The 12,089-nt window shown below is 34.3% G+C and carries 11 protein-coding genes; 3 read left to right on the top strand and 8 right to left on the bottom strand.

The genetic code is table 11. The features are described from left to right. Positions 1-164: 164 nt before the first annotated feature. Positions 165-1,088: a DUF3078 domain-containing protein gene (locus tag SB689_RS08050; RefSeq protein ID WP_410691604.1), complete on the top strand. Its 924-nt coding sequence runs from the start codon at positions 165-167 to the stop codon at positions 1,086-1,088. A 108-nt stretch (positions 1,089-1,196) separates the two neighbouring features. Here the strand turns inward: SB689_RS08050 and sufD are convergent, their stop codons facing one another. The 4 genes from sufD to SB689_RS08030 form a co-directional block, all read right to left on the bottom strand. After that, entirely contained in the window at positions 1,197-2,504 is a 1,308-nt protein-coding gene (gene sufD / locus SB689_RS08045; RefSeq protein WP_410692135.1) for a Fe-S cluster assembly protein SufD, read from the bottom strand. A 119-nt stretch (positions 2,505-2,623) separates the two neighbouring features. Continuing rightward, positions 2,624-3,367, bottom strand: a complete 744-nt coding sequence (gene sufC, locus SB689_RS08040; RefSeq protein WP_072410231.1) for a Fe-S cluster assembly ATPase SufC — start codon at positions 3,365-3,367, stop codon at positions 2,624-2,626. Positions 3,368-3,525: 158 nt separating this feature from the next. Next, on the bottom strand, positions 3,526-4,974 hold the full coding sequence (sufB, locus tag SB689_RS08035; RefSeq protein WP_073293101.1) for a Fe-S cluster assembly protein SufB: 1,449 nt from the start codon (positions 4,972-4,974) through the stop codon (positions 3,526-3,528). 83 nt (positions 4,975-5,057) lie between these two features. Further along, on the bottom strand, positions 5,058-5,387 hold the full coding sequence (locus tag SB689_RS08030) for a HesB/IscA family protein (RefSeq protein ID WP_072410235.1): 330 nt from the start codon (positions 5,385-5,387) through the stop codon (positions 5,058-5,060). Positions 5,388-5,601: 214 nt separating this feature from the next. Here SB689_RS08030 and SB689_RS08025 point away from each other — a divergent pair, with 214 nt between their 5' ends. Both SB689_RS08025 and SB689_RS08020 read left to right on the top strand, forming a co-directional pair. Further along, on the top strand, positions 5,602-6,540 hold the full coding sequence (locus tag SB689_RS08025; protein WP_410691603.1) for a GLPGLI family protein: 939 nt from the start codon (positions 5,602-5,604) through the stop codon (positions 6,538-6,540). A 7-nt stretch (positions 6,541-6,547) separates the two neighbouring features. Continuing rightward, positions 6,548-7,411, top strand: coding sequence for a GLPGLI family protein (locus SB689_RS08020; RefSeq protein ID WP_410691602.1), 864 nt, complete (start codon positions 6,548-6,550; stop codon positions 7,409-7,411). A 52-nt stretch (positions 7,412-7,463) separates the two neighbouring features. Here the strand turns inward: SB689_RS08020 and SB689_RS08015 are convergent, their stop codons facing one another. The 4 genes from SB689_RS08015 to SB689_RS08000 form a co-directional block, all read right to left on the bottom strand. After that, positions 7,464-8,324 carry a neutral zinc metallopeptidase gene (locus SB689_RS08015; protein WP_410691601.1) on the bottom strand — a complete coding sequence of 287 codons (861 nt, stop codon included), beginning with the start codon at positions 8,322-8,324 and terminating at the stop codon, positions 7,464-7,466. 102 nt (positions 8,325-8,426) lie between these two features. Further along, complete coding sequence (locus tag SB689_RS08010; protein ID WP_410691600.1) at positions 8,427-10,505, bottom strand: LTA synthase family protein; 2,079 nt, start codon at positions 10,503-10,505, stop codon at positions 8,427-8,429. Between the two features lie 235 nt (positions 10,506-10,740). Next, positions 10,741-11,259, bottom strand: coding sequence for a 6,7-dimethyl-8-ribityllumazine synthase (ribH, locus tag SB689_RS08005; RefSeq protein ID WP_066753753.1), 519 nt, complete (start codon positions 11,257-11,259; stop codon positions 10,741-10,743). A 3-nt stretch (positions 11,260-11,262) separates the two neighbouring features. Then, entirely contained in the window at positions 11,263-11,970 is a 708-nt protein-coding gene (locus tag SB689_RS08000; protein WP_066753752.1) for a hypothetical protein, read from the bottom strand. Positions 11,971-12,089 lie beyond the last annotated feature (119 nt).

Below are 12,089 nucleotides of genomic sequence, written 5' to 3'. Positions count from 1 at the left end.
GCTTTTAAGTAGATTTAAGTTCAAGCTTTAAAATTTAAGTTAAATCTGGTTTAACGTTCAGATAAATAAAGTATTATGTAATAAATATTTATGTCAAAAATGAGTGATTTGTTTTTTAACAAAAATTATATTTATATTTTTGTGTTAATAAAATCCTTCAAACTATGAAAAAAAGTTTATTACTAATTTCCATTTCTCTCGGAATAAGTGCGGCTGCACAGGAAACAAAAGCTGATGCACCAGTGGTAGATACTACAAAAGCTTGGTCTATTCAGGGGCAAAATACTTTAATGTTGAATCAGGCTGCCTTTTCAAATTGGGTCGGTGGTGGAGCCAATAACGTTGGTTGGCTTGCCGGAGTTAATTATAACATGACCTACGAAAAAGGCAAAGATCTTTGGGAAAACATCGTAATTCTTGGCTACGGACAGAATAATACAAAGGGTGTCGGAACCAGAAAAACACAGGACGTTATTAACCTTTCTACCAACTACGGAAGAGAATTTAGAAAGAACTGGTATCTTTCCGGAGGTGCAAGTTTGCAAACCCAGTTTGCGGGAGGTCATGAGGACGGAAACAATCCAGATGCAAAGAAAATCTCCAATTTTATGGCTCCGGGATATGTAAATGTTGGTGTTGGTGTGACTTACCGTCCTAATGATAATTTTACGATGACGCTTCGTCCGGCAAATGCCAGAATAACTTTTGTTTTGGATGAAGATTTACAGTACGCAGGAAGTTATGGTTTAAAAAATGATGGAGATTCTTCGCTTTTCCAGTTCGGTTTCTTGGGAACGGCGATTTATAAAGTGAAATTGATGGAAAATATTAACCTAACCAATACAGCTTCTGTATTTTCAAATTATCTTGATCATCCGGACAGATTAGTTCTTGCTTATGGAGCTGTTTTAAATATGAAGATCAATAAATTTATCTCTTCAAATATTACATTGGATCTAATGTATGATCATAATCAAATTAAAAAAACGCAGTTGAAACAGACTTTAGGTGTTGGTTTTGCGTATAATATTGATAATGGGAGAAAGCGTTCTGACAAAAAAGATAATCAGTCTTGGATGAAGAAATAAGTTGGTGAATGGTGAATTTTGCTGCGCAAGTGAATTGTTAATTAAACACCATCTTCAATAAAAAAAGCACTTCAAATTTGAAGTGCTTTTTTATGTATCAATTTATTTTTAGAACTCTATGTCTACGTTTAGTTTCTCTGCCAAAAGCTTTGAAACTTTTTCTTTAAGAGGTTCAATATCGATATTCTGCATCGCATCATTTGCAAACGCATATAACAATAAAGCCTGCGCTTCTTTTTTAGAAATACCTCTTGCTCTTAGATAAAATAATGCATCTTCATTCAATTGTCCAACCGTACAGCCGTGAGAACACTTCACATCGTCTGCGAAAATCTCTAACTGAGGTTTTGTATCAATTGTAGCGCCTTCATTTAGTAAAACGTTGTTATTTTGCTGGTAAGCATTCGTTTTCTGAGCGATTTTATCAACGAAAACTTTTCCGTTAAATACACCGTGAGCATTATCTTTGAAGATACCTTTATAATTCTGGTAACTTTCACAGTTGGGCGTCTTATGATGAACCGCCGTGTGGTGATCTACCAATTGGTCTTTCCCAATGATTGTGATTCCGTTCATGAATGAATTAATGTTTGATCCATTATGAATAAAATCCAGGTTATTTCTAACCAATTTACCTCCAAAAGTAAATGTGTTTACTGTTGTTAAACTATCTTTTTCCTGTTTTGCGAAAGTGCTGTCAACAAGATAAGAAGTATGATTATCGTTTTGAAGTTTATGCCAATCTGCTTTTGCATTTGGATACGTGAAAATCTCCGTTACAGAATTTGTCAATACAAATGTATCATCAAAATTGTGGTGACTTTCAATAATTTCTACTTTTGCTCCATCTTCTACGATCAACAGGTTTCTTGTGTTGTAGAATGTATTTTCCTCTTGATTTTGAGAAATATAGAAAACATGGATTGGTTTTTCAATCACTACATTTTTCGGAACTTTCAGAAAGAAACCGTATTTGCAATATGCAAGATTTAAATCTGTAAAAGCCGAATTTCCGTCAGCAATTGTATTAAAATATTTATCAAAAACTTCTTTGTGATTCTCGTCATTCAAAGCGTAATTGAATGATAAGAATTCTACATTTTCGATAGAAACTTTAGATAATTCTTTATGAAGTTTACCATTTACAAAAACGATCCAGTCAAAATTTTCTTCTCCTAAATGCAATTGGTCGAATTGCTCTTTGGTGATATTGTGACTTTCTTTCGGGAAAAAATTGTAACTTTTTTCCGTAATCTCCTTGATGTTGGTATATTTATATTCTTCGTCTTTTTTGGTCGGAAAACCAATGCTTTCAAACTTTTGAATAGCAGATTTTCTATCTTCATCCAGAAATCTGTGACGAAGACTTTCCAAAAATTCACCGTGGTTGTCAATAATTTGATCGTATAAAGCCATTACTGCGATTTCGGCCATCACACCTTTTTTATATATTTGAATATTGTAATAATACTGCGGTTTTTCCGCTTTGTTTTTTAGTTAAAATTGATAAAATCTTAGCTAAAAACTTTTTCTTCTTAGTTAAGAAGCCAATCGTAACCTTTCTCTTCAAGCTCTAAAGCAAGAGATTTGTCTCCTGTTTTGATGATCTTTCCGTCTGCTAAAACGTGTACAAAATCAGGTTGAATATAGTTAAGCAACCTTTGATAGTGAGTAATCAAAAGAACTGCATTTCCTTCGTTTTTGAATGTATTTACCCCGTCTGCAACGATTCTCAACGCATCAATATCTAATCCTGAATCAGTTTCATCAAGAATAGCCAATTTTGGGTTAAGCATCATCATCTGGAAAATCTCGTTTCTTTTCTTTTCACCTCCTGAAAAACCTTCATTTAATGATCTTGAAAGGAAATCTTTTTTAATTCCCAATTGCTCAGACTTTTCACGAATCATTGCTAACATCTCTTTTGCAGACATGTCTTCCAATCCGTTTGCTTTTCTGGTTTCGTTTAAAGCAGCTTTGATAAAGTTGGTTACAGAAACCCCGGGAATTTCCACAGGATATTGGAAAGAAAGGAAAATACCTTTGTGAGCTCTGTCTTCAGGGGCATCTTCAATAATATCTTCTCCTTGAAAAAGAATTTCTCCGTCTGTAACTTCATACTCTTCTTTTCCTGCAATTACAGAAGAAAGAGTAGATTTTCCGGCTCCGTTGGGTCCCATGATCGCATGAACTTCACCCGGTTTTATTTCGAGATTGATACCTTTTAAAATTTCTGCGCCATCTGCAATTTTGGCGTGCAAGTTTTTTATATTTAACATATGTTCAAGTTTATCGCAAGGTTAGACTAAGATTTTTTAATCTCCTTTGCTTTTTTAAGATAAACAAAGGCGCTAACGCTTATCAATGAAATACTATTTCTTTATTTTTTGTTTTAAACATTAAGAATTTATCAAATAAAAACTTAATACTTATATATCTATCCTACAGAACCTTCTAATGAAATTTCCAATAATTTTTGCGCTTCAATAGCGAATTCCATTGGTAATTTATTTAAAACTTCTTTACTGAAACCGTTGACGATCAAAGCAATTGCTCTTTCCGTATCAATACCTCTTTGGTTACAGTAGAAAATCTGGTCTTCACCAATTTTTGAAGTTGTAGCCTCGTGTTCTAACTGAGCCGTAGGATCTTTAATTTCAATATAAGGGAAAGTATGTGCACCACATTCGTTACCCATTAGCAAAGAGTCACACTGAGAGAAGTTTCTCGCTCCTTTTGCAGAAGGCATTACTTTTACCAACCCTCTGTATGAATTCTGAGATTTTCCTGCAGAGATTCCTTTAGAAATGATCGTTGATCTGGTATTTTTACCAATGTGGATCATCTTTGTTCCTGTATCTGCATATTGGTGATTGTTTGTCACGGCAATAGAGTAGAACTCACCGATTGAGTTATCACCTTTCAAGATACAAGAAGGATATTTCCAAGTAACAGCAGAACCTGTTTCAACCTGAGTCCAAGAGATTTTTGCATTTCTTTCACAAAGTCCTCTTTTCGTTACAAAATTGAAAACACCTCCTTTTCCTTCTTCATTTCCTGGATACCAGTTTTGAACGGTTGAATATTTAATTTCAGCACCATCCATTGCAATAAGTTCTACAACAGCAGCGTGAAGTTGATTTTCGTCTCTTGATGGAGCTGTACAGCCTTCAAGATAAGATACGTAACTTCCTTCATCAGCAATAACGATCGTTCTTTCAAACTGACCTGTTCCTGCCTGATTGATACGGAAATACGTAGACAATTCCATTGGACATCTTACGCCTTTTGGAATATAGCAGAAACTTCCGTCAGAAAATACTGCGGAATTCAATGCTGCATAAAAGTTATCTCCTCTAGGAACTACTTTACCAAGATATTTCTTAACAAGATCCGGGTGATTTTTGATCGCCTCAGAAATTGAACAGAAAATAATTCCTTTTTCCATTAACGTGTCCTGAAAGGTCGTTTTAACAGAAACTGAATCTATTACAATATCTACAGCAACTCCTGAAAGTCTTTTTTGTTCCTCAATATTGATTCCTAATTTTGCAAAAGTTGCCAATAATTCCGGATCTACTTCATCTAAGCTTGCTAGTTCTGGCTTAGATTTAGGGGCTGCATAATATTTAATCGCCTGAAAATCTGGTTTTGTATATTTAATGTTTGCCCAATCAGGTTCTGTCATTTTCAGCCAGATTCTATAAGACTCCAAACGCCATTCAGTCATCCATTCCGGCTCTTCTTTTTTAGCAGAGATGGCACGAACGATATCTTCATTTAAACCAATCGGGAAATCTTCATAATCAATCTTTGTTTCCCAACCGAATTCGTATTTTTTATTTTCTAAATCGACTCTTAAGTCGTCTTCAGTATATTTACTCATTTTAATAGATTTTAGAGGTTAAATTTTCAGATGTTAAAAATTCGCAATGTGCTAATTTCTAACCTCTGGTTTCTAACTTCTAATTATAAAGAAAAACTCTCTCCACAACCACACGTTCTGGATGCATTAGGATTGTTGAAAACAAACCCCTTTCCGTTTAATCCTCCTGAATACTCAAGAATTGTTCCTGCCAGATAAAGGATAGCTTTTTTCTCAACAACAATTTTTACGTCATTGTCTTCGAAAATTTGATCTGTGTCTGCTTTTTGATTGTCGAATCCCAAAACATACTCTAAACCAGAACATCCTCCACTTTTTACCCCTACTCTTATATAATCTTCAGCAGGGTTGAAGCCATCTTCCGTCATAAGTTGGATAGCTTTTGCCTTTGCTTGGTCTGATACTTTTATCATTGTATTTATTTAGAATGATTTAATCTTGCAAAAATACGAACTAATTTCCGCAATCTCAAATTGAAGCTATCTATTTTAATGATTCTAATCTTATTAAGTTGATTATCGATATGATTGTTAATGTTAAAATTGTATAAATTTTCTATCCCCAATCAGGAAACTCTGTTTTTGATTTAACTTTGAATAGGATTTTTTATCTATAAAAGAAATAATAATGAAAAATAAAGTACTTGTTTTTTTAGCGCTGTTTTTGGTAACAATGTCTTACGGACAGACTACAAGATACATTTATGAAACTTCGGTGAATCCGGATTCAATTAATCTGGTGAGCTTAAAGAATGAAAAAACTTTTTTAGACATTAAAAACAATCGATCATTATTTATCAGTGAGAATAAATTAATTAAAGATTCTTTATTCTCGACATTTAAACTTGACGAGAAAAAAGATAATAAAAAAGAAGAAAAAGATTTTTCAAAACTTGGTATAAAAAAACATATTGAGCCTACTTTTTTTGAATATTACATTACTAAAGATATTCCTGGACAAAAGGTTTATTATTATGATAGAGTAGTCGGGAAGCAAATTTATTATCAGGAAGACAGACCTGTAAAATGGGAAATAACAGATGTTACAGAAAAACAGAATGGATATCCGTCCCAAAAAGCAGTTGCCAACTTTGGAGGTAGAGTCTGGACGGCATGGTTTACAAAAGAAATTGCTATTTCTGATGGTCCCTACAAACTTTCCGGATTGCCAGGCTTGATTGTGAAGTTAGAAGATGATAAAGGCGATTATAAATTTGATCTTATTAAGAAAATTATAGTTAAAAATGCTTTTGAAGAACCTGTTAGTTCTGATGCTAAGCTAAGCACAAGAGTAAACTTTAATGGAGATAAAGCGGCACTGGAGCTAGAATTCGTAAAAAACAAAAGGCTGGGTAGTAATGGAGATGGAATGCAAAGTTTTAACGGCGGTGGCGGAAAACATGGCGGCGGAATGGGCGGTATGAGAGGCGGCAATCACTCAGGTGGCGGTGAAGGAATGTCCCACAGAGGAGGAATGGACGGTAATAATCCATCAATGCCAAGCGCTAACACAGAAAATACATCTTTTAAAAACAATATTAACCAAAACCCAATTGAATTAAAATAAATTTAAAATGAAAAAAATAGGAATCATTGCTTTAGCGTTGTTCATGCAGAACATTTATGCACAAGCCAACAGATTTGTGTATCAGGTGACCATGAAACCGGATGTAGCAAACAAAACTGATATAAAAACCGAAAACGCATACTTAGACATTTCAGCAGAAAAATCGATGTTCTATTCTGAAAACAGATTGAAAAGAGATTCTATCATGCAGAAAAACTTCCAAAGCGGTGGTGCAAGAGGTTTTAACAGAGACCAGATGGAAGGTTTGCGTTCAAATATTAATTATTCAATAGAAAAAGATAAAACCAACCAAAAGACTTTTTTTAAAGACAGAATAGGCCGAGATATTTATTCTTACGAAGAAGATCGCCCGTTAAGCTGGAAAATTCTTCCTGAAACCACAAAAATTGGAGAATATAAAGTTCAGAAAGCTGAAACTGATTTTGCTGGAAGAAAATGGACGGCTTGGTTTACAACAGACCTACCTTATCAGGATGGACCGTACAAATTTACAGGACTTCCCGGTTTGATCGTAAAAGTAGAGGATGCTCAAGGAGAATATTCTTTTGATTTAATGAAAAACTATAAAATTGCCGATTTCCCGACAATGAATCAGTTTGGAAATACCATTAAAGTAAAAAGAGCAGATTATTTAAAACAACAGGAAAAATATAGAACAGATCCTATGTCATTCATGAGCCAACAAGGTGGCGGTGGCGGATTTAGCCAGACCAGAATAGTTGGAGGTAATCGTGGCGGCGGCGGAGGTGGCCGTGGCGGAAATCAAAATCCTGCCGAAATGAGAAAAAGAATGGAAGACAGAATAAAAGAGGAAGCTAAAAACAATAGCAACCCGATAGAATTAAAATAAAACAAAACCCTGAAGAGCTTCTTCAGGGTTTTTAATTTTTATAAGGATTAATTTATTTTAAAAGTTGGTTGAAAGTATCACCTTGTCTGATGTCTCCGGTAGTATAACCTTTCATAAACCATTCTTTACGCTGTGCAGATGAGCCGTGCGTAAAGCTTTCCTGATTTACATATCCCTGAGATCTTTTCTGAATATTATCGTCTCCAACGGCCTGTGCGGCTTCAATCGCAGATTCAATATCACCAGGCTCTAAAATATGTTCTCTAGAATCTGTTTTCTTAGCCCAAACTCCAGCATAGAAATCAGCCTGTAATTCGGTTGCAACAGAAACTCTGTTCATTTCGGTTTCAGAATATCTTCCGCTTCTTCTCAAGGCATCAACTTTTTGGGTTGTTCCTAAAAGCGTCTGTACGTGGTGACCAACTTCGTGAGCCAAAACGTAAGCAATAGTAAATTCGGTAACTTTTGCGCCAAATCGTTGCTGTAACTCATTAAAGAAACTCATATCCATGTAAACAGACTGATCTGCAGGACAATAAAAAGGCCCCATCGCAGATTGTGCAGTTCCACAACCGGATTGAGTAGTTTCTGTAAAAAGAATGATTTTTGGAGGAGTATAAGTCATGCCGTTTTCCTTGAAAACCTGATCCCATGTCAGGATATTCCATTTTCCCATCATGTCGACCATTTCTCCAATTTTCTTGTCGTTGGCACTTAATTCTCGTTGTTCGGTCTGAGTTTGTGGTGAAGACATGCTGCCAGAGCTTAATATGCTTGAAGGATCTCCTCCCAGAAAGAAGATGATAGCGGCAATAATTAAAGTTCCAAGTCCGCCACCTACAATTGCACCGCCGCTTCCACCGCCTCCGCGACGGTCTTCAACGTTGCCACCTCTATCGTCTGTCCATTTCATAATGTGTTTAATTTTGTTAGTAAAGTTAAAAATATAAAATTAATATTAACATTAAATATTTACATGAAAAATTATCAATAAAAATATTTTCTGTAACCAAAATTAGCGATTCAACTGATTGTTTTTTAACCAATAAGAAGTAGACTGATATGCGGAAATTGTTTCATCAACAAGCTTTTGATTATGATCTTTTAAAATATTCTCGTCATAATAAATATTGAACTGAGGAGATAATTTACCCGGTTTTTGTTTCAGAGAATATTGTCTGATAATTCTTACAGGCGAAATAATCGTTAAATGATCATCTTTCACAAATCCCAAATCCTGATACGTTGCAATATAAGCTTTAGGCTGAAATTCACTTTTTAAGACATCCTGACCCAAGAATTTAGATTGATAATTAAAATTCAATAAACCAAAAACAGTTGGCATTACATCGATCTGAGACATCAGTTTATCAAATTTTTGAGGCTGAATAAATCCTTCAGAATAAACCATTGCAGGAATTTTATATTTATCCATCGGTAATTCTGTATCTCCTGCGCTGGAAGCACAATGATCGGCGATAATAACGAAGACTGTATTTTTGTACCAATCTTGTTTTTTAGCCATTTCAAAGAACTTTCTAAGCGAATAGTCGGTATATTTTACGCCGCCTTCACGGGATTTTGCATTTCCTGGAATATCAATTCTTCCGTCAGGATAAGTAAACGGTCTGTGATTGGAAACGGTCATCCAATGATTAAAAAACGGCTTTCCTGATTTTGATTCAGCATTCATCACCTGAATTGCTTTTTTAGCCATATCTTCATCGGCAACGCCCCAAACATTGGCAAAAGAAATTTCTTCTGGTTTAAAATTATCTCTGTCTACAATTCCATAACCGTTTCCGGCAAAGAAATCCTGCATATTGTCGAAATAACTGTATCCGCCGTATAAAAATTTCACATCATACCCTTTAGATTTGAAAACACTTCCGGTCGTGAATTTATTCTTATTATTTTCTCTTTTAATGATACTTTCTCCAGCCGTTGGGGGAATACAAAGCGTCAATGCTTCCAAACCACGAACAGTTCTGTTTCCCGTAGCATAAAGATTGGTAAACATCATCGATTTATCTGCCAGGCTATCCAAAAATGGAGTCAGTTTTTCTGTGTTTCCATAATGTTCCATAAAATCTGCGGATAGACTTTCAATGGAAATTAAAACTACATTTTTCTTTAGTTCAGGCTGTTCTGAGGTGATATTTCTTGTTAAAGCTGGAGTAGAAAATTCACTTAAGAAATTCTTTTCAGCTAATTTTTGATCTATTTTAGGATAAAACTGGAAATAATCAAGTTCGTTATGCGTAAATGCCCAGTAAAATTTAGGCAATCCGTTAGCTTCAATTTCTTCTGCGAAGACATTTGGAGAGGTTATTTTCGTTGTAAAACTTAATCCAAATAAACTTACTGCAACCAATACGATGAAAGAACCCAATAAGATGAATTTTTGTTTCAGGTTCGGAAGATCTAAAAGCTCTTTTCTTGTTTTTCTATAAATGAAGAAAGTAATTGCTAGTCCAATCGCAAATATGGAAAGGAATAAAGGAACAACAGGATAACTTTCCATGATATTTCCGATAACTTCGTTGGTGTAAATTAGGTAATCTACAGCGATGAAATTGTACCTCAAACCAAATTCATTATAAAAGAAATACTCACTTACCGCATTGAAAATGATAATTACCGAATACAAAAACAGGATGATGAAATAAAGAACATTTCTGATCTGAATTCTTTTGCTCGGTAAGAAAAGCATTAAGCCAAAGAAAAGTATTTTTAAACCAATAAAAGCAAGGGCAATCTCTGCAATTGAGCCTCCGTATTGTTTGAAAATGTTGTTTGGAATAACGAGGATATAAAGGAAAATAAGTACAAGTATTCCCAATATGATATGTCCGTAAGGTTTATCGTACTTCGAATTTGATAGAAATAAAAAGTACAGTGCTAAGAACACACTCGCAATGGTGAACACAAAAATGTCATTAATAATTCCGATCGATAGTACTTTAATTATCTCAAAAAATCCAAAACTTGCGGTAGTTATGGGGTGAAATAAGAAAACGAGTCTTATAACTAATGAAACTATAAGGTAAAAAATACCTAAATATAAAAAAGGTTTAATTTTTTGAGTAATCATCTGGTTGAATTATAAGTTGATTTTTCGCAAAGATACTTTTTGTTCACAATCATTTAATAAAAAATACATAAACATCTTAATTATTAGGAGTTTTATAAATGGTTAATTTACCATTAAAAAATAAATATCCGAAGACAAAACCTGTTTTAATGCGGGAAACAAGAGAGTTATCAATAAAAAAAGGACTATAAATAATAGTCCTTTTTGTTTTATGAATTTATAACGAATGTTAAAATTATGAGTGTCCGAAACCTATATTTCCGGTTTTTTCAGATAAATTCTTTTTAAAATCTACCATTCTTAGTGCTGTAACAGCCGCTTCAACACCTTTGTTACCAAGATCGCCACCGCTTCTTGCGATAGACTGCTCTTTTGTATCGTCTGTTAATACACAGAAAATAGTCGGCGTATCTGTTAAGATATTACAGTCTTTGATCCCCTGAGCTACTGCCGAGCAAACGAAATCGAAGTGAGGAGTTTCTCCACGGATCACGCAACCAATTGCAATTACCGCGTCGTATTTTCTTTCTTTGCAAAGCTGCATGCTTGCGTAGTTAAGCTCAAATGCTCCCGGAACTGGGAAAAGTTTAATGTTTTCAGCTTTTACGCCTTCTTTTTCAAGGATTTCCAAAGCTGCATCACGAAGATTGTATGTTACAAAATCATTCCACTCAGAAAAAACAATGCCGATAGAAAAATCTTCGGCATTAGTTATATGAAGTGGCTTGTAATCGGATAGATTAACTGTTGCCATTTTTTAGTAATATTTAGTCATTTCAATATAAGAATCAGACATTCCGTTGTCGTAGTCCTGATATTTTTCGTCAATTGCAGAAAAATATTTTTTAGCATCTGCGTTTTTCTTTAATCCTAAAGCTAAAATACCTGCTTTTCTTGTGAAATAGTAAGTAGTGTAAGGATCAGAAGATGCAGAAGATGCTTTGTCTAATAATGATAAAGCTTCATCATTCTTGTTAAGACCTGATTTTGCATCTGCCATTGCGCCAAATTTCATTGCCATCAATGTTTTATTATCAGATGAAAATTGATCTAAAAGATCATAAGCTTCCTGAAATTTTCCTTCTTTGAATTTCAATAGACCTGCGTTATATCCGGCAAGTTTACCAACATTTGTAGAAGAATAATCGTTATAAGTACCAACAAAACCTGGGTTTGCAGCAGATTTTCCTCCTAAAGCTTCTTTATCTTTACCTTCCATAAGATTTTTCTGAGCAGAAAGGAAAGTTTTCATAGCTTCAACATTTTTAGGAGCTACAATAAATTGCTGATAAGCGAAAAACCCTAGAACACCTAAAACAAGTGCGCCAAAAACAATACCTAGAGGCTTTGAATATTTCTCAAGAAACCTTTCTGTGTTTAAAGCCTCTCTGTCAAGGTCTTTAAAAAACTCTACTGTTTCTTTACCTTCTTGCTCGTGCTGAGCATTCTTTGTAAGTTTTGCCATAAATTCTTAAAAATTGAACTGCAAATTTAATTGTTTCTGAATGATTTACAAAATACTTTATGAGTATTATTAATAAAACTGTATCAAAGCTTTAGATAAATCATTTAAACTCTTGAAAA

It is taken from the genome of Chryseobacterium sp. SIMBA_038 (assembly GCF_046535115.1).
Taxonomy (GTDB): Bacteria; Bacteroidota; Bacteroidia; order Flavobacteriales; family Weeksellaceae; genus Chryseobacterium.
Note: the sequence above shows the minus strand (reverse complement) of the source record. Positions and strands in the feature narration are given on the sequence as shown.

Excerpts from the sequence above, each read along its gene's own strand:
- SB689_RS08050 (WP_410691604.1), top strand. The coding sequence starts at position 165 with ATGAAAAAAAGTTTATTACTAATTTCCATTTCTCTCGGAATAAGTGCG.
- sufD (WP_410692135.1), bottom strand. The coding sequence starts at position 2,504 with ATGGCTTTATACGATCAAATTATTGACAACCACGGTGAATTTTTGGAA.
- sufC (WP_072410231.1), bottom strand. The coding sequence starts at position 3,367 with ATGTTAAATATAAAAAACTTGCACGCCAAAATTGCAGATGGCGCAGAA.
- sufB (WP_073293101.1), bottom strand. The coding sequence starts at position 4,974 with ATGAGTAAATATACTGAAGACGACTTAAGAGTCGATTTAGAAAATAAA.
- SB689_RS08030 (WP_072410235.1), bottom strand. The coding sequence starts at position 5,387 with ATGATAAAAGTATCAGACCAAGCAAAGGCAAAAGCTATCCAACTTATG.
- SB689_RS08025 (WP_410691603.1), top strand. The coding sequence starts at position 5,602 with ATGAAAAATAAAGTACTTGTTTTTTTAGCGCTGTTTTTGGTAACAATG.
- SB689_RS08020 (WP_410691602.1), top strand. The coding sequence starts at position 6,548 with ATGAAAAAAATAGGAATCATTGCTTTAGCGTTGTTCATGCAGAACATT.
- SB689_RS08015 (WP_410691601.1), bottom strand. The coding sequence starts at position 8,324 with ATGAAATGGACAGACGATAGAGGTGGCAACGTTGAAGACCGTCGCGGA.
- SB689_RS08010 (WP_410691600.1), bottom strand. The coding sequence starts at position 10,505 with ATGATTACTCAAAAAATTAAACCTTTTTTATATTTAGGTATTTTTTAC.
- ribH (WP_066753753.1), bottom strand. The coding sequence starts at position 11,259 with ATGGCAACAGTTAATCTATCCGATTACAAGCCACTTCATATAACTAAT.
- SB689_RS08000 (WP_066753752.1), bottom strand. The coding sequence starts at position 11,970 with ATGGCAAAACTTACAAAGAATGCTCAGCACGAGCAAGAAGGTAAAGAA.